Source organism: Nonlabens xylanidelens, from assembly GCF_002934445.1.
Classification (GTDB): domain Bacteria; phylum Bacteroidota; class Bacteroidia; order Flavobacteriales; family Flavobacteriaceae; genus Nonlabens; species Nonlabens xylanidelens.
On the sequence record NZ_PTJE01000001.1, the window covers coordinates 345,308 to 369,916 of the forward strand.

Genomic DNA, 24,609 nt, shown 5'->3' on the forward strand with positions numbered 1-24,609 from the left:
TGAATTAGAACAAAAAAGAATCGTTATCTATACATAATCTTTTTATTTTACGCACTTCATCGATTTTTTTATTAATTATACCGTTAAAATAAATATAAACTATGCATTTGAACCTAACATATAGCATTTATTAAAAAGTTTTCATGTTAATAACTTATTATATTAACATACTAATTAACGTATATAAAGCAGACTTTAGTTTACAGAGATTAAATTAAAATTTCAATAAAAAAGCGGATATTCTTATGCTAAGAATATCCGCTTTTTATTTTCTTGAATCTAATTAAATCTTAGAAGCAAGTATAAGTGCATTATAAAGATTTACCATTTTACCAGAAACCGTAGTCTCTGCAAACGGTTTAGTATCTTCTGGATTACCACCTACTATTACTCTAGCGCTAGTTGTCAAACCACTATCCATAATAACATGCTTTACTTGTGACGCTGTTAATTTAGGATACTGTGATCTTATTACCGCTGCAACACCTGCAGTTGCTGGAGATGCCATAGAGGTACCACCTGCATTGCGATATTCGTTAAGTGGTGCAGTAGAATATATTGCAACACCTGGAGCAAATACATCTACACTACTTTTTCCATAGTTAGAGAAACCAGCTAATAAACCAGAACCGTATTCAAAGTTTAAAGCTCCTACCGTTAAGAAATTATCAGATATTTCAGTACCTGCCATAACTTGATCCTGAGGATACACCTGAGTAAAATCTGTATCAATACCTTCGTTACCAGCTGCATTTACAAAAAGAACATCTTTAGTCTCTGCATACTTAATAGCATCCCAAACCCATTGTGCATTAGGAGAATGATATTTACCAAAACTACCGTTAATTACTTTTGCCCCATTATCTGCAGCATAACGTATTGCTTTTGCTATATCCTTGTCATATTCATCTCCAGTACTTACAGCTCTAAGTACCATGATCTCAACATTATTTGCAACACCGTTAACACCTAGACCATTATCACGCTCTGCAGCGATAATACCTGCGACATGCGTACCGTGAAAAGCATCTGCTTTTTCTGGATCTGGACCAGAGTATTCATTATTACCATAAACTGGTGTATCCCACACGTACTGATCATCATTAAGGATGTCTTTACGGTAGTTAGTTTTTAAATTATCTCCGTTTAACAAACCTATTACACCATCTATGAGACCTGTTAAGGTTTCTCTTCCTTCCTGCGCACTACTCAAGCCTCTAACATAAAAGAAATTTAAAGCTCCTTGTGCATTGATTATAGACTCATCTTCTGTTTTTATACCTAAAACTTCTTCTTTAGTATAATCAGATTTCCCTAAATGAGCAGTTAAAACTTTATCTGCTTCATTCAGACTTTGTAATAATTCTTCGTAACGGTTCTTTTGCAGTGTAGCTACATTTACTTTACCATCATATTCTTTCTGTGCTTTTGCAACAACATCTGCAGGAAGCATAGCTTTATCTCTTACTATTCTCTCATATTCTAGATTTTCATCAACGATATCTCCTAAGAAATTCCATCCATGAACATCATCTATATAACCGTTGTTATCGTCATCCTTACCATTACCAGCGATCTCGCCTTTATTAGTCCAAATAACTCCATCTAGGTCTTCATGCTCAACATCTACACCAGAGTCTATAACGGCAACAATTACTGTTTTACCTTTTTCACCCTTTAGTATTTCTGTATAAGCTTTATTCACACTCATACCTGGAATAGTGTCAGACACAAGATCCATGTCTTTCCAGTTCTTTGCTTGCTCATCTGTTAGAGCTTGTGTTTTTAACGGCGTACTGTCTATATTACCTATAGCTGGAGATACTATTGCACCACCGCTACCACAACTAGCTAGTAAACCAGCTGCTGCAACAGTTAAAAATGTAGATTTTAAAATTGAGTATTTCATTTTCTATTAATTATTGTTTGTTAGTTTTAAAATAAGTCTTTGAAAGTAAATGTTTGATCTAGTCTCACTCCTTTATCCGTATGTTTTACGGTAATAATTTCATTAAAAGGATCGTGTTCTAAAATGAGGTAATATCCCTTAGTTGCAGCTTCATTTAGAAATTTTTCTTTTTCACCTAGCGTGATTAATGGTCTGGTATCATACCCCATTACATAAGGCAAAGGAATATGTCCCACTGTAGGAAGTAAATCTGCCATGTAAACGAATGTTTTACCATCTAAGTGTATGTGCGGAATCATCATCTTTTCTGTATGTCCATCTACAAAAAGAATATCAAAATCCATTTCATTTTGTTTCTCATAATTGCTGTTTTGAGAAATAAAATTAAGCTGTCCGTTTTCTTCTATGGGTTTGATGTTTTCTGTTAGAAAACTAGCTTTCTCACGATCGTTAGGTTCTATTGCCCAATTCCAGTGACTAGAGTTAGTGTGACATACCGCCTTCGCGAAAGCGGGCTCAAAAAAATCTCCTTTACTACTCTTCTTAATTACACCACCACAATGGTCAAAGTGCAAGTGCGTCAGAAAAACGTCTGTAATGTCGTCGCGAGAGAATCCTTTTTCTTTTAGCGAACTATCTAGATCAAATTTATGATCCATATAATAATAGCCAAAAAACTTCTCTGACTGCTTATTACCCATTCCAGTATCTACCAAAGTAAGTCTATCTCCATTCTCAATAAGCAGGCATCGTGCCGCCATATCAATCATGTTATTAGAGTCTGCAGGGTTAGTGCGTGTCCATAGACTTTTAGGCACCACACCGAACATAGCACCACCATCTAACTTAAAATTACCAGATTCTATTGAGTGTATTTTCATAGTGCATGCAAAATACAAAATGTAGCACCATGCTTACAATGTCTTTAAGAATAAATAAGCATTTTAATAAGCGACTAGCGCTTCTTTAACCACGATTTTTCTAAGTCGGTTCCCAAAGTCGATCAATTTCTTTATTTCTTTAACCCCAGAAGTACGTTGTGTCCTGAAAATTAATAAGGAAACACCGTCAGATTCTACATGATAATATGAATTACATTCAAAGAACTTCACTAAATCGTCATTAAAATATTCCTGAACTTGATAAGGATTTTTCCCTATAAGGTAAAAGCGTTTTGTAAAATCAGAATGGTTATCAATAGGTATATCTTCATATCCTGCAATAGCATATAGACGCTCCATAAAACCTTCTCTATCCAGGGTAAATTCTGGAATAGCATGCTCTAGTTTAATGTGTAACATCGTAGTACGCACATCTTCTTTGGCTATAAATTCACCTTCAGAAAAATGAATATCAAATAAGGAGAATGAACTGTCTTCATTGAACAGTCTATTGTATATTTTTTCAATCTTTTTAGTCTTGAAGTATCTAAAATTATCTAAAACCTCTGTATTTCCCTTTACATCCACCTCATACTCTAATGAATAGTCTTGGGCAATTTCTTTTAAAGTAGTCTGTCTTTTAGTAAGGTTACCTGTAATAAAAGGTATACCTGGTATAAGCCTGCGCAATGCAAATGGATGTTGTGAATCTGTGCCATGTAGATCTAGCCCTATAATTTCTAGATGCCCACCTCGTTTATGAAACACATCTTGATAAGCACTTAGATTTTCCATTACTGTGTGATCGACAAATTCACATAACGATAAATCTACCACAACGTCTTCTGTCTCTGGAATGGCATTTAATTTTTCTTTAAGTCTGTAAAAGTTTAAAAAAGTACAGAAATGCTTGACATTAATATAATAATGCTGATCTCCTTTTTTCTCTTTAAACATCAACACATTAGGTTTGCGCCAGTTTTTTATGAAAAGCTCCAGATCCTTATTTAATATTACATGGATAACAAAGGTCATTAAAACACCTGCCAGAATTCCTGAAATTAACCCAATGAAAAGTGTTACTAATAATGTGGTGAAAAAGATTATAAGCTGCTCTTTTCCTATCTTAAAAATCTTTGCTACGTTACTAGGAGACGCCAGTTTATAACCTGTATACACAAGAATGGCCATTAAAGCTGGCAACGGTATGCGTGTTAATTGCGTACTGAATAAAAGAATAAAAACAACTAGAAAAGTAGCGTGAGCAAAGTTAGAAGATCGATTGCTACCACCATTATTCACATTTACAGAACTTCTTGCTATTACAGTAACGACATTGAGACCTCCTAAAAAACCACTACCTATAGTTGCAAGACCTAGTGCTTTAAGATCTCTATTTACGTTAGACCTTCTTTTTTCTGGATCTAACTGGTCTACTGCCTTAATACTTAACAAAGACTCAATACTAGCTATTAATGTAATCGCAAGAACACTACCCCAGAAACCTATGGAGTTAACAAGATTAAAATTAGGAGTAGGTATGTCAGACACAATCTGGCTGCCTGTAGGAATATTTGAGATCATGTATCTAGGATCTACTGGATGCGGCTGTTGTAATACTAATTCATAGAAGTAACTAACTCCTATAGATATCAAAACTATCCACATAGGCGCTGGGACTAAGTGAAAGTATTTATTTCTAATTTTAGGATAAAACACCATAATAGCTAGTGCTATAACCCCAGATATCGCGGCATAAGTAAAGCCCGAATGGTTATAAGAAAAGACTCCTATTATAGTAGACGGTATAGCAAGTAGGTAATCTATACTACCTGGTAACTTCATCTCATTACCCATCATGATATGAAATTGCTTCCCTAAAATAATAAGGCCTATGGCAGCCAGCATTCCCTGAATAGCACTAGATGGAAAAAAGTCTGCTAGTTTTCCCATTCTTAAAAAGCCCAGTATGGTTAACAACACGCCAGAACATATAATAGCAGCATAGGTACCATTTAAACCTAATGTCGCAACCGCGACTAATATGACACCCACTAGCCCATTACCAGGACCAGAGATAGTGACATTACTACCACCTAGAATAGAGACTAAAACTCCACCTACCACAGCAGCAATAACACCAGCAATAGGTGGTGCCTCACTAGCCATAGCCAGACCTAGTCCTAATGGTAGCGCGATAAGACTAACCACAAAACCACTAAAAATATTTTTGGGTAATGCTTTAAAAAACCCTTTGATGTCTGTTTTCTTCTTCGTCATCTTACTATAAGTACATCAGTAGGCAGTTCATTTAAAATATGCTCTAGATCATGTGGGAAAAACCGATCTAAAAAACTAGACTTTTTAGGCGCGTTCATGACCAGTAAATCTGCTCTTACTATTTGAGCATAATGACCTATAGAATAACCACGCTGTCCAAAGATAGGTTGCGTACTTACCTGAATATCTTTCTTTTCTTCGCTAGGTATATGGTTCAATATACCTTGAACACGTAATTCTTCTTGTCGTTTAAGTTTCTCTTTCAGCAAGTTTGCTTTACGTAAACTTTGATCGTCGTCAATTTTTATAGAAACCTTTTCTTGTTCTATCTCTTCCACAATGGTCAGTTGATTGCTTCCTAAACTATGTGCAACATAAAAAGCAGTTTCTATGGTATGCTCTGTGTGCGCATCCTTGAGACCATTTACCACCATGTGTTTGCATGGTTTTCTTATCACACTAGGATTAGTCATCATTAAAACAGAACATGTCGCTTTTCTAGTAAGTTTACGTGCTATAGAGCCTAAATAAAACTTGACAAATTTTTCTTGCTTTAATGCTCCCAGAAGTAACAAATCTATTTTATGCTCCTTAACGGTTTCTAAAATAACCTCTACAGGGTCGCCCTCGTTAAAGATAATTTCATAAGATAATTGTGACTGTCCACAATTACCTATGTATTGATCTATAGTTCTTATTTTTTCATCACTTCTCTGCCCCACATGAATTAAAGACAGCTTTGCACCGAACATGCAACTTAATCTTGCAGCCTCGCTTACGTTTGCTTCTAGTGTAGGGGAAAAAGCGATTCCTATCGCTATATTTTTAAATGAGGTGTAACTCAATGCCTATTATTTGTTAAAAAAACATAAATATAGGCTTAATTATTACTTATTTCGCTTTCGCGAAAGCGTAACCGCTATAAAACTGATAAAAAAGGTTGTAATTTTCCTGAAAATTTAAAAATATGCTAGAACTAGCAGGAATTATTATACTTGGAATACTTGCACAGTGGATGGCATGGAGATTAAAAATCCCTGCTATATTACCGTTAATCATCATAGGTCTACTCGTAGGGCCTATAGCGTCGCTTTACACTGCAGACGCTTCAAAAATTATCGAACCTATGTGGAATGGGGAAAATGGCCTATTCCCTGGTGACAGTTTATTTTACTTTGTGTCACTGGCTATAAGTATCATTCTTTTTGAGGGCGGATTAACTTTAAAGAGAGATGAAATTCTTAACACCGGACCAGTTATCGGTAAATTAATATCAGTTGCTGTTATCATCACATTTGTAGGTGGTGGAGTTGCTGCACATTATATATTTGGTCTTACATGGAAGATTTCTTTGCTATTCTCTGCATTGATAATCGTTACAGGGCCTACGGTTATCACACCTATATTACGTAACATACCTTTAAAAAAAGATGTGAGTTCCATCCTTAAATGGGAAGGTATTCTTATTGACCCTATAGGTGCATTATTTGCCGTATTGGTATTTGAATTCATAAGTGCTGGTGCAGGCGGAGAGTTTACACTAGTGGCTTTAGAAGAATTTGGTAAAATCGTATTGTTCGGTTTTTCTTTTGGTTTTTCTTTTGCCCATGCTCTTGCTTTTTCTATTAAGAAAAAACTTATACCACATTATTTATTGAATGTTTTTACACTGGCAGCCGTTTTAGGAGTCTTTGTATTGAGCGACAGTTTTGCTCATGAATCTGGATTATTATCTGTAGTGGTAATGGGAATGGTTTTAGGAAACATCAATTTACCTAACATTAAAGAACTTCTTTATTTTAAAGAGTCTCTAAGTGTTCTTTTAATCTCTATCCTATTTATATTACTGGCTGCAAACATAAATATGGAAGATCTTTATCTTATCTACAGATGGGAAACTCTCGTATTATTTGCAATCATGGCATTTATCATACGACCACTAGGGGTTTTTGCTAGCTCGATAAATAGTGGACTTAAATTAAATGAAAAATTATTCATTTCTTGGGTAGGACCTCGTGGTATCGTTGCCGCAGGTATCGCATCACTTTTTGGTTCTAAGCTAGTCTCTCAAGGAATACCTGGTGCAGAATACATTACTCCTCTAGTATTCATGATCGTGTTAGGAACCGTATTACTTAATGCTACTACGGCTAGAATGTTTGCAAAAATAGTAGGCGTTTTCCTTAAACAATCTAATGGTATCATGATAGTAGGTGCCTCTAAATTCTCTAGAGTCATTGCAAAATACCTTAAGGAACACGGCCGCAGTGTCGTATTAGTAGACACCAATGCAAACAATATACGCATCGCCAAAGAAAGCGGACTGGATGCTGTTACAGCAGACATTTACTCTGATTCCATATCAGACGATATTGAATTTAACAATATAGGCTTTTTACTAGCACTGACTGGCAACTCTCAAATTAACGATTATGCTATCGAGCGATTTGAAAAACGTTTTGGAGAAAATGGAGCGTATAGACTGGTACATTCTAACGAGATTAACAATCCTAATAAGAACCCAGTCACTGGTTTATTTTCTGCTACAGATGACTATGTAAACATGATGGAAGTTACACGTCACCACGGTAAAATTCATGAGATTACAATTAAGTCTCAGGAACATTTTGAAGGTCTTATAGAGATTACAAAAACTGACGAAGACATCGTACCTCTATTTATACGTCACGATAACGCCATAGACATCGTACCATCGATGTCAGGTAAAATGGAAATAGAAGAAGGCAGTATTCTTGCTTATATAGGTAAAGAAATAGTAGAACAAGCCTCTGGAGAAGTAACTATGGAAGAAGAGCAAGATTAATTTCTCTTCTTCTTACATAAAGCAAAAACCCTCATCATAACTGATGAGGGTTTTTTATTTGTGCACACTTTTATAAAGCAGGACTAAAATCTTACTAGTTAATCATTTAATTTAAGAACAGCCATAAACGCTTGCTGTGGTATCTCTACATTTCCTACCTGACGCATACGTTTCTTACCTTTCTTTTGCTTTTCAAGAAGCTTACGTTTACGAGAGATATCACCACCATAACATTTTGCAGTTACATCTTTACGCAATGCTTTAATCGTTTCACGAGCAATGATTTTTGCACCGATAGCTGCTTGTACAGGAATATCAAATTGTTGACGTGGTATTAACTCACGTAATTTTTCTACCATTTTCTTACCTATGGTATATGCATTATCAAAGTGAATTAAGGCACTTAAGGCATCTACTGTCTGTGCATTTAATAAAATATCTACACGTACTAATTTAGATTCACGCATTCCTAAAGGAGCATAATCAAATGATGCATAACCTTTAGAAACAGTCTTAAGTCTGTCATAGAAATCAAAAACAATCTCTGCTAGTGGCATGTCAAAAGTCATTTCTACACGCTCTGTAGTAAGGTAAGTTTGATTAGTTACCACACCACGTTTTTCTATACAAAGTGACATTACATTACCTACAAAATCAGATTTTGTAATAATAGTTGCTTTTATATAAGGCTCTTCTACTCTATTAAGACTAGAAGGCTCTGGTAAGTCAGAAGGGTTGTTTACAATAAGAATCTCGTCTGGATTCTTATGAGTATATGCGTGGTAAGAAACGTTAGGCACTGTAGTAATTACCGTCATGTCGAACTCGCGTTCTAGACGTTCTTGAATAATCTCTAAGTGTAACATTCCTAAGAACCCACAACGGAAACCAAAACCTAATGCCGCACTACTCTCTGCCTGAAATACCAATGAAGCATCATTCAGTTGTAGTTTTTCCATACTAGAACGCAAGTCTTCATAATCTTCAGTATCAACAGGGTAAATACCTGCAAAAACCATAGGTTTCACATCTTCAAAACCGCCTATAGGGTTTGTAGTAGGCTTAGCATGATCTGTGATCGTGTCACCTACTTTTACTTCTTTGGCTTCTTTAATACCTGTAATTAGATACCCAACATCACCAGCTTTTATTTCTTTTTTAGGAACTTGATTTAGTTTCAAGGTTCCTATTTCATCTGCATAATAACTCTCGCCAGTGGCTACAAATTTAATATGCTGCCCTTTTTTAATAGAACCGTTTATAACTCTAAAAATAGTCTCAACTCCACGGAACTGATTGTACTGTGAGTCAAAAACAAGTGCCTGTAATGGCTCATCAGGATCTCCAACAGGTGCAGGGACTCTTTCTATAATAGCATCTAAAATATCTTGAATACCTAATCCTGTTTTTGCACTAGCCGGTATCACCTCACTAGGATCACAACCTAAAAGATCTACGATATCATCTGTAACCTCTTCTGGATTTGCACTAGGAAGATCTACTTTATTTAAAACAGGTATAATTTCTAAATCATTTTCTAGTGCTAGATAAAGATTAGAAATAGTTTGTGCTTGTATACTTTGTGCTGCATCTACTATTAACAACGCTCCTTCACAGGCAGCGATAGAACGAGACACTTCATAAGAAAAGTCTACGTGACCAGGCGTGTCTATTAGGTTAAGGATGTACTGCTCACCGTCTGGCGCCGTATAATCCATTTGTATAGCATGTGATTTAATAGTTATCCCACGCTCACGCTCTAGATCCATATTATCTAACAGTTGCGCCTGAGATTCTCTCTTAGTAACTGTTTGTGTAGCATCTAAAAGCCTGTCTGCCAGTGTACTTTTACCGTGATCAATATGTGCGATGATACAAAAATTACGTATATTCTTCATAGTCCTTTACAATAGGGTGCAAATATAATCTAAAAGATGTCCTTAAGTTTTCTTGATCTTTGGTATTTTAGCTAACCATTAACCGCTCAAAATGAAACACCTACCTTTTCTCACCTTTCTTATAGTATATAGTACGACTGCACAAACTAATCTTACAGGTACTGTAAACAGTAAAAATAAAGTAGGAATACCTTATGCAACTGTAGTTACATTTAAAATGCCTGACAGTGTTTTTCATAAAGCCACCTCGGCAAATGAAAAAGGAGTTTTTAAATTTAATAATTTTGAACAAGGCACTTATACATTTCAGTTTTCTTCAGTTGGATATGTACCGCTTTCGCGAAAGCTAAACATAACAACTAATGAATCGTTAGGAGAATTTATCTTAGAAGAAGACACAGCACAGCTAGACGCAGTAGTATTAACAGCTGCAAAACCTACTATCGATAAAAAAGCAGACCGACTGGTTTTTAATGTTGAGAACACCATTTTAAGCGTTGGTAATACTCAAAACCTTTTAAAAAAGACACCTGGTATATTTGAGATGGAAGGAACTTACATGGTTCAAAACTCTCCTGCTGTAATTTATATTAACAACAAGCGTGTGTATTTAACTAATGAAGAGCTAGATGCATTATTACGTGGTTATAGTGCTGATAACATAAAGAGTGTAGAGGTTATCACAAATCCACCTGCTAGTTATGATGCAGAAGGTGCTGCCGTCATTAATATCAACACCTCAAAAGGTATCTCTCTAGGCTATAAAGGAAACGTAAGTGGAAAATGGACTCAAGGTACTTTTACTAAATACCAGATAGGAACCTCTCACTTCTATAAGAATAACTGGTTAAATGTTTATGCTAACTACAACTACAACCCTAGGAAGGATTTTAAATTTGACGACTCACAAATAGGTTTCTTTAATCCTGATGGAAGTAGGTCTGAAAGACGTTTTACTGAGTTAGAAAAAATAGAACGCAGTGCCTCTCATAATTTTAATACGATCGTAGACATAACAGTAAATGAAAAAAATTCATTGAGCTTTTCTGGTAATTACAGCAGTAATGAAAATAATGATGCCAGTTATCAAAATGAAACTTTTATCCTACAAGAAGGCGCCACTACTTTTTCTGGCTTTAATACCGATTCTGATTTTGAGAAAAACAGAACTAACGGTTTTGTAAATGCACAATGGCAACATGTTCTTAATGATAAAGGTGCAACATTAAACCTAGAAGGTAATTACATCTTTACCGATAGTGATCAGGTACAAAACCTTACTTCGACTTTCTTTGATACTAGCCAAACTACTACAGGTACTAATAGTTTTTTAACAGATGCTTTTCAAGAAATAGATATCTACACCGCAAAATTAGATTACAACACGAGTATAGGCAACTACCAGTTAAGTTCAGGACTTAAATTTTCTAATGTAACATCTACAAGTTCACAGAACTTTTTTGACACTGATAGTGGCAGTACACTTAACCCAGCCTTCTCTGATTTGTTTTTATATGACGAGAGCATTTATGCTGCATATGCACAAATAGAGCGTAATTGGGAGAAATGGTCTATTGCAGCTGGATTGCGTGCAGAACAGACAGACGTAGAAGGCGATTCTCAATCTCTAGGACAGGTTAACACACAGGAATACCTAGAGTTTTTCCCTAATCTAGCTATAACTAATCAGGCAAATGAGAATAACTCCTATACCCTAAGTTATAAAAGAACCATAGACAGACCTAGATATGCTGACTTAAATCCTTTTAGCTCTTTTATAAATGACTTTAACTTCAGCACAGGAAACCCAAATCTACAGCCTGCTTTTAATAATAAATATACTTTAAGCTGGAATCATAAAAACACGTGGTTTGTAGATGCTTATTTTCTATACACAAAAGATGTGCTAAGTGAGGTGCCTTTTCAAAATAACAGTAATAACCAGTTAAACTCGCAAAGCATAAATCTAAATTATGAATTGCAGTATAGTATAGATGCAGCAACCTATAGATACATAAATGACAGCTGGTATACAGGACTAAGCAGTAGCTTGTTCTATATGGAAAATGAAACTAGAGCAGTACAATCTGGTAATGTGGATGTGAAAACATCTACCACAGGTTTATATTTAAGTTCTTTTAATAGAATCAATCTAGCAGATAATAGAACTTTATCCATGGACATAGAAGCGTCTTATATCTCCAGTCTTCTATTCGGTACTTATGAATGGGGTGGCTCATTCCCGACTAGCATCAGTTTTAATAAAAGCTTATGGAATAGAAGAGCGCAATTAACTCTTGCAGTTAACGACATCTTTAAAACCCAAAATCAAAGACTTACTACACGTTATTTAAACCAAGACAATTATTACCTAGCACTACCAGAAACTAGAACCATAAGCGTGGGCTTCACTTATAACTTTGGTAACTTTAGACTAGAAAACAATGAAGTAACCACTCCAGAAGAACAGAATCGTACAACTAAAAAAGAAGTAGGTTTATAAATAACTATAAATCTTGTTCAAAATAAAAAAGGCTTTCCATTTCTGGAAAGCCTTTTTAAGTAAAAGAAATATATTGTTTTAGAACTTGTAGTTAAGACCTACTAAGTAGTAAGACTGTAACTTGTTATCTACTGTATCAAAATCTAATGGAGTAGCACCTACCGCTAGGTTATCGTTAGCAAAGTTTAAAGCTTCTTGCTTATTACCTCTTAAACCAAATTCAAAACCTACACCTATGTTTTTCCATAATGTGTAACCGAATGAGTTGATCCAAGTATAATTAGAAAGGTCGCTGTCTTCATAGCTATAGAAAGCAGATAAATTAGATTTAAAACTTACTTTACCAATACTACGAGTATAATCTGCAACTACTTTTGCACCTAGAGAAGATTCAAAAACTGCGTCATTCTTAGCAAATACGAAGTTGTAGTTTAATGGGTGCACTACTACTACAAGATTATCTGTAGGAGTCCATGTCGCGCCTACACCTACGTCTAGGTAACCTGGGTCATTAAAGTTACTTAAGATAGTAGTACGGTATTCAGCTAGTGTTGATACAGCAATTTTCTCAGTTAATTTATAACCATAAAGAGAAGAGATATTAAAAACATCTGTTGCCTCTTGGAAACTATCATCATCAGTAGGATCATCTTTATCGTCAAATTTTACCCAACCTAGGTTGATGTTTAATGAATTTCTCCAGAAGTATTTAGGTTGCTTTAAGTTTGCAAATGCGTTTGCAGTAAGACCTATATTTCCAGCAGATACGTTTGCACTACCTTGAGAGTACCAGTTATCAAAACTAGATAGGTTAACACCCAAAGTACCAAAAGCACCTTTTTTCCATCCTGGAAGAGCATCTATTTTTCCTTGAATAGCATTTACTCTAGATTGAATTTGAGCAATTGAATCTTGTTTTACCTTTTTCAATGCCTTTAATTCGGCCTCAGTTTGGGCAATTGCAGTGCTCACTGTAAATAAAAGCACTAGAGATAATAATATTTTTTTCATAGTAACTATTGTTATAATTACTGCAAAAATAGCAATACCCTAACCTAATCACTTAAAACATCTTTGCAGGAAAACTAAAAATACGATTAAACGCACTTTTTAAGGATAATTAACGATCTTTAACATACGTACTTTTTAAAATATAGATGTCTTCAATAAGTTTTAATACATCTTCTTCACTCGTACCGTCATAAGAACGACCTCTTAATCTACCTTCTTTATCTACTAGAAGAAAGTTTTCTGTATGGATAAGCGCATAGTCACCACCGTATTTATTCTCCTTTGCAGCGAGGTAAGATTTACGAGCTAGATCATAAATTTGCTTGCGATCACCAGTAACGAGATTCCATTTAGAATCCATCACTCCTTTTTTAACAGCATACTTTTTAAGAACCTCTACACTATCTATTTCTGGAGTTACACTGTGAGAAAGAATCATCACATCAGGATCGTTCTTAAATTCTTCTTGTACTAGCGTCATGTTCTTAGTCATCACAGGACAAATAGTAGGACAGGTAGTAAAGAAAAAATCTGATACATAAATTTTATTATCATAATCCTTATCTGTAATGGTATCACCATTCTGATTCACTAATTGAAAAGGAGCTATCTTGTGATACTTCTTTACAAAAAGCATAGAATCATCTACCAGAGTAGGATCAAATTTATCTGGCTGTAATATAGGTAAGGTCTTATCTGGTGTTAAGGCGTATTGAAAAGAGGCCATTATTCCACCACATAAAATAGCCATAAATAAGATGCGCCATTTATTTTTACTAAGAAATTGAAGCATTTGTGATACTTTTTTACAAAATTACAACCTAATAATCCTATTGGTGACTGTTTAACAACTTTCCTTACTAGAAATTCCAACTTGATGAAGAATTTTAAAATAATGTATTTGATAGTTTTAGTTCTCGCTTTCGCGAAAGCGGAACAGTCACAAGCACAAATCACGACATCTCAAGAAGGTGTTGAAGCCTGCCTCTTAAAATCTACATTATTCAACTCAGGAAATAGGGTAATAAATGGACGAACCTCAAATTACGACCTCAAATATGTACGATTAGAACTAGATGTAGACCCAGATGTTGCTGTAATTTCTGGTACAGTAACGTCACATTTTACTGCGGTAGGTGATATGGATCAGGTCGTTTTTGATCTAGCGTCTAATATGATTGTAAGTCATGTAACTCAACGAGGTACTGCGCTTAATTTTATAAATAATGGCAATGATGAACTAGTAATTGATCTTCCTGCGATTCAAAACAACAGTGTTTTAGATAGTCTGAGTGTTACTTACAGCGGCAATCCTATAGCAAGCGGTTTCGGTAGTTTTGCACAGACTACGCATAATAACGCCGGTATTATATGGACACTTTCTGAGCCTTATGGAGCAAAAGCATGGTGGCCATGTAAACAAGATCTTAATGATAAAATAGACCAGACAGATGTAATTTTAAATGTACCGACCGGCAACACTGGTATTTCTAATGGTCTAATGACTTCAGAAAGTATAACGCCTACAGGTAAAACTTTTAAATGGCAACACAATCACCCTATACCTGCCTATTTAATAGCTATCGCAGTAACAAATTATTCTAAATATACCGAGATGGTAGGCAGCGGTGCAACGGCTTTTCCTATAGATAACTATGTGTATCCAGAAAATCTAGTCAGCGCACAATCGAGCACCGCAGTGACGGTTCCTATTATGAACTTTTTTGAAAACACCTTTGGCCCTTATCCTTTTAGAGATGAAAAATACGGGCATGCACAATTCGGTTGGGGTGGTGGTATGGAGCATACGACTATTAGTTTTATGGGTAACTTTAGTCGTGGTTTAATCGCTCACGAACTAGCCCACCAGTGGTTTGGTAATAAAGTAACCTGTGGCAGCTGGCAAGACATATGGCTCAATGAAAGTTTTGCCACTTACTCTACAGGAATGACAGTAGAGCATCTAGATGGTAACGACGCGTTTAAATCATGGCGCGTTAATGCAAACAACAGAGCAACTACAGACTTGGACGGCAGTGTTTATGTGCCAGCGACAGATACCTTAAGTGTAGGCCGTGTTTTTAATGGTAACTTATCTTATAATAAAGGCGGTATGGTTTTACACATGCTACGCAAAAAATTAGGTGATGCTGATTTTGAACAAACACTCCAAAATTATCTTAACGACTCGCAACTCGCTTACAACTATGCCAAAACCCCACAATTTAAATCAATAGCAGAAACAACTAGTGGACAAAATCTAGACGAATTTTTCAACGATTGGATTTATGGCGAGGGCTACCCACAGCACAACATAAACTGGATAGATATACCGAATGGTATCTCTATAAATTACATTCAAACACCTACTCATCCTTCCGTAAGTCTATTTGAAATGCAGTTGCCTATTAAAATAATAGGTGCCGCCGGAGAAGTACAATGGGACACCATTCTGGTCAATAGTCTGACTCAAAATAAGAGAATACGCGTACCATTTGTGGTTAGTTCTATAGAAATAGATCCAGATGTTGATACCATAAGTAAGAACAATACTGCTACACTAGGTTTAGATACCGCTTTCGCGAAAGCGGAATACCAACTCTACCCCAACCCAACTTCTTCCACCTTTCAAATTATAGGCATTCAAGAAGATTTTACAGCCCTTAAAATCTATGATCTACATGGAAGAATGATTATCGATTATAAAAAACAGCTGCTTAATAATCCTTCTCTCACTTTTAAAGCGCCACAAAACAGTGGGATATATTTTCTAAATCTAACTACAGAAAGAGGTACAACCATAGAGAAACTACTTGTACGCTAAATCTATAACTGCATTATGTGGACTGTTATGAATGACCTATTTTTGCTGGTCTAAAATTAAAATTATATGCACCCTACGGTTGTTCTTATTATAAACTTTTTAATGAGTCTTTCCCTTCTCATCGTTTTACACGAGTTGGGACACTTTATACCTGCTAGACTATTTAAAACACGAGTAGAAAAATTTTACTTATTCTTTGACATCAAGTACTCACTATTTAAAAAGAAAATAGGAGAAACTGTTTATGGGATAGGCTGGTTACCTCTAGGTGGTTATGTAAAAATATCAGGAATGATAGATGAGAGCATGGACAAGGAGCAAATGGCTCAGGAGCCTAAAGAGTGGGAATTTAGATCTAAGCCAGCATGGCAACGATTAATAATCATGTTAGGTGGTGTATTTGTAAATGTGGTGGTAGGTTTTGTGATCTACATCTGTTTAATAGCTTTTAACGGTACAAATGAAGCACAAGGTGAAGATTATAAATACGGTTTTGGTTTTCCAGAAACACTAGAAGATATAGGTTTTAAACAAGGTGATAAAGTACTTCTTGCAGACAATGACACTATAGAATATGCTCCATCATTTAACCATATGCTTATTTTTAGAGACATCTCTACCGTTACTGTAATAAGAGATGGTAAAAAAGTAGATGTTACTATTCCTGAAGATATAGGTAGCAGGATGTTCCAAGCAGGAGTCCCTAGTTCTCTAGAAGCGAGATACCCATTTAAAGTAGGTGAAGTTGCTGCAGGCACAAAAGCAGATAGTATAGGTATAAAAACTGGAGCAACTATTAAATCTGTTGCTGGATTCCCTATCAATTATAACACAGATTACACCTATGCAATAAACCACAAAGTAAAGAATCATGAACCTTTTCATGTAGTATGGGAATATGAAGGTAAAACTTATGACAAAGAAGTAATCTTCACAACTAAAGAAGTTAAGAGCTTTATCTTTTTTACCAAAACTGTTGAAGAACCTAAAATTCTAGGATTCACTAAACCTTCTACAGACAAGGACTATGCATCTGTAACAAGAAAGAAGTATTCATTCAGTGAAAGTATTTCTGCTGGTATTTCAAAAGGTTACATGACCATGCACGATTACGTTGTGCAGTTTAAATATGTTTTCACTAAAAAAGGAGCGAGCCAGCTAGGTGGTTTTGGAACTATTGCAAAATTATATCCGGACACATTTGATTGGTCGGCTTTTTGGGGCACGACAGCGTTTATATCTTTTATTCTCGCTATCATGAACATACTACCTATTCCAGCTTTAGACGGTGGTCACGTGATGTTTTTACTGTATGAAATTATCACTGGACGCAAGCCTGGAGACAAGTTTTTAGAAAAAGCGCAAATTATAGGTATCGTTATTTTACTTTCTTTAATGCTCTATGCAAATGGAAATGACCTCTTTAAGGCACTGTTTGGATAAAAGTTTTAAAAAATATCAAATTTTTTAGTTTAAAAGTTTGTCAAATATAAAAAACATACTAAATTTGCCATCGCTTAAGCAAATAGCTTGAGTTTGTGTATATCACAGTCCTCCTTAGCTCAGTTGGTTAGAGCATCTGACTGTTAATCAGAGGGTCCTTGGTTCGAGCCCAAGAGGAGGAGCAAAAATCCCAATCAGCAATGGTTGGGATTTTTCATTTTAACACCTGTAGTAATCTTCTCTCCTTCTTCTTCTAGATTTTACGCCCGACTACTAACAATATCCCACACTTTTAATTGTTATATTTACGATTCGAGTAAAGAAATCAATTGTGCGAGTTAATCGTTTCAATTTCAATATATAGAGAATACAAGAATGAGCTGTAATAGTTGTGGAACTGGTGGTGGTACGCCTGGTGGATGTAAAAATCATGGAACCTGTGGTACAAGTGGATGTAATAAATTAACGGTTTTTGACTGGCTAGCAAACATGGAGCTGCCCGATGGTCAAAAAGCTTTCCCATATGTGGAAGTACGTTTTAAAAATAGCAGAAAAGAATTCTTTCATAATTCAGAAGGTCTTCAGCTTAAAATAGGCGACATAGTTGCTACCGAGACTCAAAGTGGTCACGATATAGGAATAGTAACCATAACTGGTGAGTTAGTGCGTGTACAAATGAAACGCAAACGCATTAAAATAAATGGAGAAATTCCAAAAGTTTACCGCATCGCAAATGAAAAAGATGTTGAAAAATGGGTGACTGCTCGCGAGAAAGAAGAACCTATGAAAGTACGCGCTAGACAGATAGCGATACGTCTTCAACTTAAAATGAAGATCTCTGACATAGAATTTCAAGGTGATGGTTCTAAAGCAACCTTCTACTACACTGCCGATGATCGCGTAGATTTCAGAGAATTAATTAGAGAATACGCTTCAGAATTCAAGACTAGAATAGAAATGCGTCAGATAGGGCTGCGTCAGGAAGCTGCTCGTTTAGGCGGTATAGGATCGTGTGGTCGTGAATTGTGTTGTAGTACATGGTTAACAGATTTTAGATCTGTAACTACAGGTGCTGCTCGTTATCAAAACTTATCATTAAACCCACAGAAACTAGCGGGACAGTGTGGAAAATTAAAATGCTGTCTTAATTACGAGCTGGATTCTTACATGGACGCACTAAGTACGTTTCCTAAACAAAATCAAAAACTTTATACCGAAAAAGGAACCGCCGTATGTCAAAAAGTAGACATATTTAAAGGCCTAATGTGGTATTGTTATGAAGGTGACTGGATGAGCTGGCATACTCTTACTACAGAGCAAGTTCATGAAATAGTATCAAAAAACAAGGCTAAAGAAACAGTTGCTAGCATTGAAGAATATGCGAGCGAATTAATAGTAGAGGAAGAAGTTAGTTTTGAAAACGTAGTAGGTCAGGATAGTTTAACACGTTTTGATCAACCTAAGTCAAAATCAAAATCTCGCAACAAACGCAACAAGAAACGTAGACCTGCAAAACCTCAAAATAAAACAACAACAGCAACTGCTGCTTCACCTAAAGAAGGACAGCCTGCTCGTAAACCTAGACCTAAACAAAACAACCGAACACCTAAGGCTAAAACTAACAACAACAACAACAACAACAACAAGCCTAATACTAAAAAACCTGCTAGCGCAAATAGAAACACTAATAAACCAAAACCGGCAAGTGACAATGCCACAGGTGAAACAAAGCCTAATAAGCCTAGAAATAACCGTAATAAAAGCCGTAATCGTAACAAAAACAACGATAGTAAACCGCCTAAAAAAGAAGATTAGTGAGAGTATTAATATGCCTTTTAATAACATTAACGATAGTCTCTTGTGACGACTTGTTAGTAGATGCAAATTATGAAAGTCTACCACCTTCTGGATGGGACATTAATGACACAGCAACTTTTAACATTACACCGCAAGACACAACTACGGTCTATAATCTATATTTGAACCTGCGCAACACGCATGAATATGAGTATAATAACCTCTGGTTGATCTCACAGATAAAATTTCCTCATGGAAAAATCGTTACAGATACATTACAGTATGAAATGGCGGCACCAGATGGTAGTTTTTTAGGCACAGGATCAAATGACATCTATGAAAATAAATTATGGTTACGTGAAGGGGTACGCTTTCGCGAAAGCGGAACATACCAACTAGCACTTAAACACGCAATGAGAAAAACAGGAGAAGTAAAAGGAGACACCCAATTAAAAGGGATTCTTGAAGTAGGATATAGTATAGAAAAACAAGTGCAAGATGGCAGCAACTAAAGCACAAATAGCCCAAGAAAAAGCAGACAAGAAAAAGAACATTTCTCTTTTCTGGAAAATTTATGCAGTAGGAATAGGGCTTGTAGTCCTTATGTTCTTACTAGCAGCATGGGAAGTATTCGGTGATTTACCAGATCACACAGCCCTAGAAAACCCACAAACAGAACTAGCTACCGAGATAGTAACTGTAGATGGTAAAACATTAGGTAGTTTTTATAACGATAACCGTAAACCTGTAAAATTTGACGATTTACCTCAAAACCTTATAGACGCACTAGTCTCAACAGAAGACGAGCGTTTCTGGGATCACAGTGGTATAGACGGTTATGGGACTGCTAGAGCCGCGGCCTTTTTAGGGAGTAAAGGTGGTGCAAGTACCATAACACAACAACTGGCAAAACTCTATTTTACAGAACAAGCTAGTAGCAACAAGCTAGAACGATTAATCCAAAAATTACGCGAGTGGATAATCACCTCTAGACTTGAGAAACAATATACTAAAGAAGAAATTATTACTCAATACCTTAATGAGTTTGATTTCTTAAAGCAAGCTATAGGTATACGTAGTGCGTCTAATATCTACTTTGGTAAGGAACCTGATTCACTTACTGTTTCAGAAAGTGCGGTTTTAGTAGCTATGCTTAAAAATCCTAGACAGTTTAATCCGCATAGAGAAATCTCAAAAGAAAAATCTTTTAACCGTCGTAATCAGGTGTTTTTCCAGATGGTACGTAATGGTAAAATGACAGAAGAGGTAAAAGATAGTCTTACAGCCTTACCTATCGTTTTAGACTACAATCCAGAAGGACATAATGATGGTATGGGAACTTATTTCCGTGAACATTTACGTGACTGGTTAAAAACCTGGGCAAAGGATAACATTAATCCAGAAACTGACAAACCTTTTAACCTCTACAACGACGGATTAAAGATTAACGTGACCATAGATCACCGCATGCAAAAAATGGCCGAAGAAGCTGTTTATGCACACATGGAACGTTTACAGACAGAGTTTGACCATCAACAGACACGTAACAAGACAGCACCTTTTACAGATCTTACAGATAACCAAATAGAAATCAGATTACAGTCTGCTATGAAAAGGTCGGAAAGATGGAGAGAAATGAAGAAAAAAGGTATTGCCGAAAAAGACATTATCAAAAGCTTCAATGAAAAGACAGACATGACCATCTTTGACTGGAAAGCAAAAGGCCGCGAGCGTGATACTGTAATGACTCCTATGGATTCCATACGTTACTACAAGAAGTTTTTACATACAGGTCTTATGTCATTAGAACCACAAACAGGTCATGTAAAAGCGTGGGTAGGTGGTATTAATCACAAACATTTTAAATATGATAACGTAGAGCAAGGTACACACCAGGCTGGTTCTACTTTTAAACCATTCTTATATTCTACGGCAATTGATCTTTTACATTATAGTCCATGTAAAACATTATCTGATGGAGAGTACACCATACCTGCAGGTAAACATGGTAATACAAAAGACTGGACACCTAAGGATTCTAACGGTGATTATGGTAACATGATGACGTTAAAAGAAGCACTAGCAAAATCAAAGAATACAATCTCTGCTAGACTTATGGATGAAGTAGGCCCACAGGCTGTACTAGATCGCGCAGCACAACTAGGTATAAATACAGACGGTATGGACGTTGTCCCTTCTCTAGCATTAGGTACTGCAGATGTAAACCTGTATGAAATGGTAGGTGCTTATGGTGTTTATGCAAATGGTGGAATTTATAATAAACCAGTTCTAGTAACGAGCATAGAAGATAAGAACGGTACAATTCTTTATCAATACATGCCAGAGAGTAAAGATGTAATGAATCCGGAGACCGCCTATGTTACGGTAAATCTTATGGAAGGTGTAACTAGAATAGGTAGTGGAGCTAAATTAAGAGGTAGCTGGGCAACTAAAAACAGTTTCTATAAAGAGGTAATCACAGATTATCCATATGATTTTAAAAACGACATTGCTGGTAAAACAGGAACGACTCAAAACAATTCTGATGGATGGTTTATGGGAATGGTTCCTAACCTAGTAACTGGTGTTTGGGTAGGTGGAGATGGTAAATCTATTCACTTTAAATCTACTAAATACGGTCAGGGTGCTACCATGGCATTACCTATATGGGGTAGTTATATGAAACGCCTTTATGCAGACGAGACCATTGATGTTTCAAAAGCGCCTTTCAAAAAACCAGAAGACCTATCTATTGAGACCGATTGTGATGAGTATGAAAAGACTCAGAACAGCTCTCCTTTAGGTGGTAGTGAAGATGACGACTCTAGAGAATTTGACATGTAAATTATGATAGCAAAACTTTCATTAGAAAATATTTTATTTCTAGATATTGAGACCGTACCTCAACAGGAGAGTTTTGATTTATTAGATCCTATAGACCAACATCTATATGCTGATAAAACTAAATACCAGCGCAAAGAAGAATTCTCTCCGGCAGAGTTTTATGATCGCGCTGGTATTTGGGCAGAATTTGGTAAAATAGTATGCATATCTGTAGGTTATTTTGTTAACCGAGATAAAAAACAATTTAGGACTCGCAGTTTTGTCGGTGAAGAAAAAGAACTGTTAGAAGAATTCTCCAGTCTTTTAAAAGAACATTTTTCTAGTAGAAACAATCTGCTGTGTGCGCACAATGGTAAGGAATTTGATTTCCCTTACATTGCAAGAAGAATGATTATTACAGGTGTTGAGATTCCAGAAAAGCTGAACCTATTCGGTAAAAAGCCCTGGGAAGTGCCACACATAGACACCATGGAGTTATGGAAATTTGGCGATTATAAACACTACACTAGTTTAAAATTATTAACGCGTATTCTAGGTATTCCATCGCCTAAGGATGACATAGATGGATCACAAGTACGGGATGTATTCTATCTAGAAAATGACGTGCAACGCATAGCAAACTATTGTGAGAAGGATGTAGTTGCAGTAGCGCAAATAGTTCTCAAATTGCGTAAAGAATCTATACTTACAGATGAGCAAATCATCTCAAAATAATACCGTAGCATCCATAAAGGATCTTAACGTTAGCTTTTCAAATGGAAAAGAGAACGTTAAGGTGTTACATGATATCAATTTTGACATATTTAAAAACGAGATACTTGCCGTAGTTGGAGAATCTGGCAGTGGTAAATCTGTCACTAGCAAGGCGCTTATGGGTTTACTACCTAATGCCACAGCACAAATAACTGCTCAAGAACTTTCTTTGTTGGGCAAGGATTTATTACTATTAAATGATGGAGAATGGTCTCGCTTTCGCGGAAGCGAGATAAGCATGATCTTTCAAGAACCTATGAGTTCTCTTAACCCTACTATAACCTGTGGACAGCAAGTCATAGAGATACTACAACAACATCAAAAAATTGATACATCGAGTGCTAGAAAAGAAGTTTTTGAGCTTTTTAAAAAGGTAAAACTACCTACTCCAGAAATAACGTTTTCAAAATACCCACATGAAATAAGTGGTGGACAGATGCAACGCGTTATGATTGCTATGGCAATTGCGTGCAAGCCTGCATTGTTAATTGCAGACGAGCCTACTACTGCACTAGATGTAACCGTGCAAAAAGAGATTATTTTATTACTCAAAGAATTGCAACAAGAATACGGGATGAGTATTCTCTTTATATCACACGATCTATCATTAGTACGTGCTATTGCAGATAGGATACTGGTTATGTATCAAGGTAAAATAGTAGAGCAAGGAACAAGTAAAACTATTTTTGAAACTCCTAAAGAAACATATACCAAGGCACTTATCGCATCCAGACCTAGTACTACAGAGCGTGTTAAAAAACTACCGACCATAAGTGATTTTATGCAACATACGGTAGACGGAGATTTGATCACTCCATCGCAACGAGCGGCTACACATAAAAATATTTATAACCAAGACCCTTTATTACATCTAGTTGACATAGTAAAAGATTACCCACTCAAGGTAAAGCTTTTTAAAAAGCAAACCTATTTTAGAGCAGTAGATGGTGTCAGTCTTAATCTATATCCTGGTGAGAGTCTAGGACTAGTAGGAGAAAGTGGTTGTGGAAAAAGCACTCTAGGCAACCTGATTTTACGTTTGAAAGATGTGACCAGCGGTAAAATTATCTATCGCAATAGAGACATTACACATCTTACAGGCAAAGCAATGCGCGAGTTGAGAAAAGAGATTCAAATAATCTTTCAAGATCCTTTTGCTTCATTAAACCCACGACTTACTGTAGGGCAAGCTATTATTGAGCCTATGAAATGGCATGGTATAGGAGATAATCACGCTCATAGAAAAGAAAAGGTACTTGCTTTATTAAAACGAGTAGGATTAACTGAAGAGCATTACAACAGGTATCCACATGAATTTAGTGGTGGCCAGAGACAGCGCATAGGTATAGCAAGAACAGTAGCCTTAGAACCTAAGTTAATCGTATGTGATGAAAGTGTAAGTGCTCTCGACATTTCTGTACAAGCACAGGTTTTAAATCTTTTAAATGAGTTTAAAGCAGATTTTGGATTCTCTTATTTATTCATTTCCCATGACCTTGCGGTAGTTAAATACTTTTGCGATCAGGTTATTGTAATGAACAAAGGTAAAATAGAAGAAAGAAACGAGGCAGATGCTCTTTATGAAAATCCGCAAAGCGATTATACTAAAAAATTGATTGCGGCAATACCACAATAAATACCC

General features: G+C 36.0%; 16 protein-coding genes and 1 tRNA gene. 10 read left to right on the forward strand and 7 right to left on the reverse strand.

Annotated features, from left to right (window positions below):
* Positions 1 to 283: 283 nt before the first annotated feature.
* The 4 genes from LY01_RS01550 to LY01_RS01565 all read right to left on the reverse strand — a co-directional run bounded on the left by LY01_RS01550 (position 284) and on the right by LY01_RS01565 (position 5,915).
* Positions 284 to 1,909 carry a S8 family peptidase gene (locus tag LY01_RS01550; protein ID WP_104514050.1) on the reverse strand — a complete coding sequence of 542 codons (1,626 nt, stop codon included), beginning with the start codon at positions 1,907 to 1,909 and terminating at the stop codon, positions 284 to 286.
* Between the two features lie 26 nt (positions 1,910 to 1,935).
* Entirely contained in the window at positions 1,936 to 2,790 is an 855-nt protein-coding gene (locus LY01_RS01555; RefSeq protein ID WP_104514051.1) for an MBL fold metallo-hydrolase, read from the reverse strand.
* Between the two features lie 63 nt (positions 2,791 to 2,853).
* A complete protein-coding gene (locus LY01_RS01560) occupies positions 2,854 to 5,070 on the reverse strand; it encodes a SulP family inorganic anion transporter (protein WP_104514052.1) in 2,217 nt (738 codons plus the stop codon).
* Positions 5,067 to 5,915: a universal stress protein gene (locus LY01_RS01565; protein ID WP_104514053.1), complete on the reverse strand. Its 849-nt coding sequence runs from the start codon at positions 5,913 to 5,915 to the stop codon at positions 5,067 to 5,069. The genes LY01_RS01560 and LY01_RS01565 overlap by 4 nt, the downstream gene beginning before the upstream one ends.
* 122 nt (positions 5,916 to 6,037) lie before the next feature.
* On the opposite strand from LY01_RS01565, the gene LY01_RS01570 reads away from it, so the two are divergent.
* Positions 6,038 to 7,894, forward strand: a complete 1,857-nt coding sequence (locus LY01_RS01570; RefSeq protein WP_104514054.1) for a cation:proton antiporter — start codon at positions 6,038 to 6,040, stop codon at positions 7,892 to 7,894.
* A 98-nt stretch (positions 7,895 to 7,992) separates the two neighbouring features.
* On the opposite strand, the gene lepA is transcribed toward LY01_RS01570, so the two are convergent.
* Positions 7,993 to 9,792, reverse strand: a complete 1,800-nt coding sequence (gene lepA / locus LY01_RS01575; RefSeq protein WP_104514055.1) for a translation elongation factor 4 — start codon at positions 9,790 to 9,792, stop codon at positions 7,993 to 7,995.
* A 91-nt stretch (positions 9,793 to 9,883) separates the two neighbouring features.
* Here lepA and LY01_RS01580 point away from each other — a divergent pair, with 91 nt between their 5' ends.
* Positions 9,884 to 12,295, forward strand: coding sequence for an outer membrane beta-barrel family protein (locus LY01_RS01580; protein WP_104514056.1), 2,412 nt, complete (start codon positions 9,884 to 9,886; stop codon positions 12,293 to 12,295).
* A 78-nt stretch (positions 12,296 to 12,373) separates the two neighbouring features.
* Here LY01_RS01580 and LY01_RS01585 read toward each other — a convergent pair whose 3' ends face one another.
* Entirely contained in the window at positions 12,374 to 13,306 is a 933-nt protein-coding gene (locus LY01_RS01585; protein WP_104514057.1) for a DUF3078 domain-containing protein, read from the reverse strand.
* Between the two features lie 109 nt (positions 13,307 to 13,415).
* Complete coding sequence (locus tag LY01_RS01590; RefSeq protein WP_104514058.1) at positions 13,416 to 14,099, reverse strand: SCO family protein; 684 nt, start codon at positions 14,097 to 14,099, stop codon at positions 13,416 to 13,418.
* Between the two features lie 84 nt (positions 14,100 to 14,183).
* Between LY01_RS01590 and LY01_RS01595 the strand changes: the two genes are divergently transcribed.
* The 8 genes from LY01_RS01595 to LY01_RS01630 all read left to right on the forward strand — a co-directional run bounded on the left by LY01_RS01595 (position 14,184) and on the right by LY01_RS01630 (position 24,603).
* Positions 14,184 to 16,130, forward strand: a complete 1,947-nt coding sequence (locus tag LY01_RS01595; RefSeq protein ID WP_104514059.1) for a M1 family aminopeptidase — start codon at positions 14,184 to 14,186, stop codon at positions 16,128 to 16,130.
* 102 nt (positions 16,131 to 16,232) lie between these two features.
* Complete coding sequence (gene rseP / locus LY01_RS01600) at positions 16,233 to 17,573, forward strand: RIP metalloprotease RseP (RefSeq protein ID WP_104514710.1); 1,341 nt, start codon at positions 16,233 to 16,235, stop codon at positions 17,571 to 17,573.
* A gap of 108 nt (positions 17,574 to 17,681) precedes the next feature.
* A tRNA-Asn gene (locus tag LY01_RS01605) sits at positions 17,682 to 17,755 on the forward strand.
* A gap of 193 nt (positions 17,756 to 17,948) precedes the next feature.
* Positions 17,949 to 19,388, forward strand: a complete 1,440-nt coding sequence (locus tag LY01_RS01610; RefSeq protein WP_104514060.1) for a PSP1 domain-containing protein — start codon at positions 17,949 to 17,951, stop codon at positions 19,386 to 19,388.
* The gene (locus LY01_RS01615; RefSeq protein WP_104514061.1) at positions 19,388 to 19,882 is read left to right on the forward strand and encodes a gliding motility lipoprotein GldH; all 495 of its coding nucleotides are present in this window, start codon (positions 19,388 to 19,390) and stop codon (positions 19,880 to 19,882) included. Before LY01_RS01610 ends, LY01_RS01615 begins: the two co-directional genes overlap by 1 nt.
* Positions 19,869 to 22,214 (forward strand): transglycosylase domain-containing protein, encoded by a 2,346-nt coding sequence (locus tag LY01_RS01620; RefSeq protein WP_104514062.1) that lies wholly within the window; start codon positions 19,869 to 19,871, stop codon positions 22,212 to 22,214. The genes LY01_RS01615 and LY01_RS01620 overlap by 14 nt, the downstream gene beginning before the upstream one ends.
* A 3-nt stretch (positions 22,215 to 22,217) precedes the next feature.
* On the forward strand, positions 22,218 to 22,928 hold the full coding sequence (locus tag LY01_RS01625; RefSeq protein ID WP_104514063.1) for a 3'-5' exonuclease: 711 nt from the start codon (positions 22,218 to 22,220) through the stop codon (positions 22,926 to 22,928).
* On the forward strand, positions 22,906 to 24,603 hold the full coding sequence (locus LY01_RS01630) for an ABC transporter ATP-binding protein (RefSeq protein ID WP_104514064.1): 1,698 nt from the start codon (positions 22,906 to 22,908) through the stop codon (positions 24,601 to 24,603). The genes LY01_RS01625 and LY01_RS01630 overlap by 23 nt, the downstream gene beginning before the upstream one ends.
* The last annotated feature ends 6 nt before the right edge of the window (positions 24,604 to 24,609 follow it).

Bases quoted from the DNA above. Each gene is read 5' to 3' on its own strand.
- LY01_RS01620 (WP_104514062.1), top strand. From the start codon at position 19,869: ATGGCAGCAACTAAAGCACAAATAGCCCAAGAAAAAGCAGACAAGAAA.
- LY01_RS01550 (WP_104514050.1), bottom strand. From the start codon at position 1,909: ATGAAATACTCAATTTTAAAATCTACATTTTTAACTGTTGCAGCAGCT.
- LY01_RS01630 (WP_104514064.1), top strand. From the start codon at position 22,906: ATGAGCAAATCATCTCAAAATAATACCGTAGCATCCATAAAGGATCTT.
- lepA (WP_104514055.1), bottom strand. From the start codon at position 9,792: ATGAAGAATATACGTAATTTTTGTATCATCGCACATATTGATCACGGT.
- LY01_RS01625 (WP_104514063.1), top strand. From the start codon at position 22,218: ATGATAGCAAAACTTTCATTAGAAAATATTTTATTTCTAGATATTGAG.
- LY01_RS01585 (WP_104514057.1), bottom strand. From the start codon at position 13,306: ATGAAAAAAATATTATTATCTCTAGTGCTTTTATTTACAGTGAGCACT.
- LY01_RS01570 (WP_104514054.1), top strand. From the start codon at position 6,038: ATGCTAGAACTAGCAGGAATTATTATACTTGGAATACTTGCACAGTGG.
- LY01_RS01580 (WP_104514056.1), top strand. From the start codon at position 9,884: ATGAAACACCTACCTTTTCTCACCTTTCTTATAGTATATAGTACGACT.
- rseP (WP_104514710.1), top strand. From the start codon at position 16,233: ATGAGTCTTTCCCTTCTCATCGTTTTACACGAGTTGGGACACTTTATA.
- LY01_RS01560 (WP_104514052.1), bottom strand. From the start codon at position 5,070: ATGACGAAGAAGAAAACAGACATCAAAGGGTTTTTTAAAGCATTACCC.
- LY01_RS01590 (WP_104514058.1), bottom strand. From the start codon at position 14,099: ATGCTTCAATTTCTTAGTAAAAATAAATGGCGCATCTTATTTATGGCT.
- LY01_RS01555 (WP_104514051.1), bottom strand. From the start codon at position 2,790: ATGAAAATACACTCAATAGAATCTGGTAATTTTAAGTTAGATGGTGGT.
- LY01_RS01610 (WP_104514060.1), top strand. From the start codon at position 17,949: ATGAGCTGTAATAGTTGTGGAACTGGTGGTGGTACGCCTGGTGGATGT.
- LY01_RS01595 (WP_104514059.1), top strand. From the start codon at position 14,184: ATGAAGAATTTTAAAATAATGTATTTGATAGTTTTAGTTCTCGCTTTC.